The sequence below is a fragment of the Vibrio rotiferianus CAIM 577 = LMG 21460 genome (assembly GCF_002741985.1).
Classification (GTDB): Bacteria; Pseudomonadota; Gammaproteobacteria; order Enterobacterales; family Vibrionaceae; genus Vibrio; species Vibrio rotiferianus.
The window spans coordinates 1-963 of the sequence record NZ_APHW01000080.1; the positions used below are offsets into that span (position 1 = coordinate 1).

A 963-nucleotide genomic window follows, 5' to 3' on the forward strand; every position below is an offset into this window, starting at 1 on the left:
TAATACTATATTGATATCAGTTGATATTAAATGATATCAGAGTTTAATAATAGAAGTTTTATTTGGGAGAAATAAGAGTAAAGAAATTGTTCAGACTTATAGGGACGGTTTACAGTCTTCTCATAGAAGATTAAGACCTAAAAACGAGGAAGAACAAAAACAGTTGTTTTTAACATTAGCAATATCGAGTTATATATACGAAAGGCTAATGAGAGAAATTGATTTAATTGATAAATATCTAAGAAAATAGAGAGGAAATTATGGATATGAAACTGACAATTACAGGAACAATTAACGGCAAGCGTGAAACTAACTGGGACAATAAAACGCAACATTATTTGCAGTTCTTAGCACAAGATAACGGGGCAATTAAAGTTATTGATGTTCGCTTAGCAGAGGGCGACCCTCTAGGCTATCAGAATGGCGATAAGGTTCAAGTTGATGTAAGGGCTTACAGTTCTAAAAATGGCGTTGGCTTTGAGGCTCTTTCGCCATGTCGCAAAGAGACAAAGAGTGCTTAATATTACATTTGTTTAAGGGGGCTTATGCCCCTTTACTTTAACAGGGGCTTAATATGTATAATGATTTTATCAATTGTTCTCCGACTTCCTTTTTAGAGAAATATATTTTAGATTCTAAGGTTTTTGATTTTGATTTTTGGGATTTAAGAAATATTTATATCACTTCATTTTCTCGACACTCTAAAACTAAAGAGTTTGCAAAAACTCTATTAGATTATGTCGAGAGTAACGAAAAAGAAAAGTTTAATAAACTTGTTCTTAATCTTTATTTGGTTAAATACGAGGCTTATCAGGATTATATTTTAATCTTTTTATGGCTAAGTATGATAACAAATATAATTTAATTTCCTTTTTGAAAGTAATTTGATTGATATTGAATCGCCTTTTGTTGGTTTGGAATCAATTTTAAATAATGATAGTTATAATATATCGTCATTAATAG

General features: G+C 30.2%; 2 protein-coding genes. Both read left to right on the forward strand.

The window, feature by feature from the left end:
- The first annotated feature begins 260 nt into the window (after positions 1-260).
- The gene (locus B853_RS16195) at positions 261-521 is read left to right on the forward strand and encodes a hypothetical protein (RefSeq protein WP_038887490.1); all 261 of its coding nucleotides are present in this window, start codon (positions 261-263) and stop codon (positions 519-521) included.
- A gap of 53 nt (positions 522-574) precedes the next feature.
- Entirely contained in the window at positions 575-865 is a 291-nt protein-coding gene (locus B853_RS16200; protein WP_128826943.1) for a hypothetical protein, read from the forward strand.
- Positions 866-963: the final 98 nt, after the last annotated feature.

Bases quoted from the DNA above. Each gene is read 5' to 3' on its own strand.
- B853_RS16195 (WP_038887490.1), top strand. From the start codon at position 261: ATGGATATGAAACTGACAATTACAGGAACAATTAACGGCAAGCGTGAA.
- B853_RS16200 (WP_128826943.1), top strand. From the start codon at position 575: ATGTATAATGATTTTATCAATTGTTCTCCGACTTCCTTTTTAGAGAAA.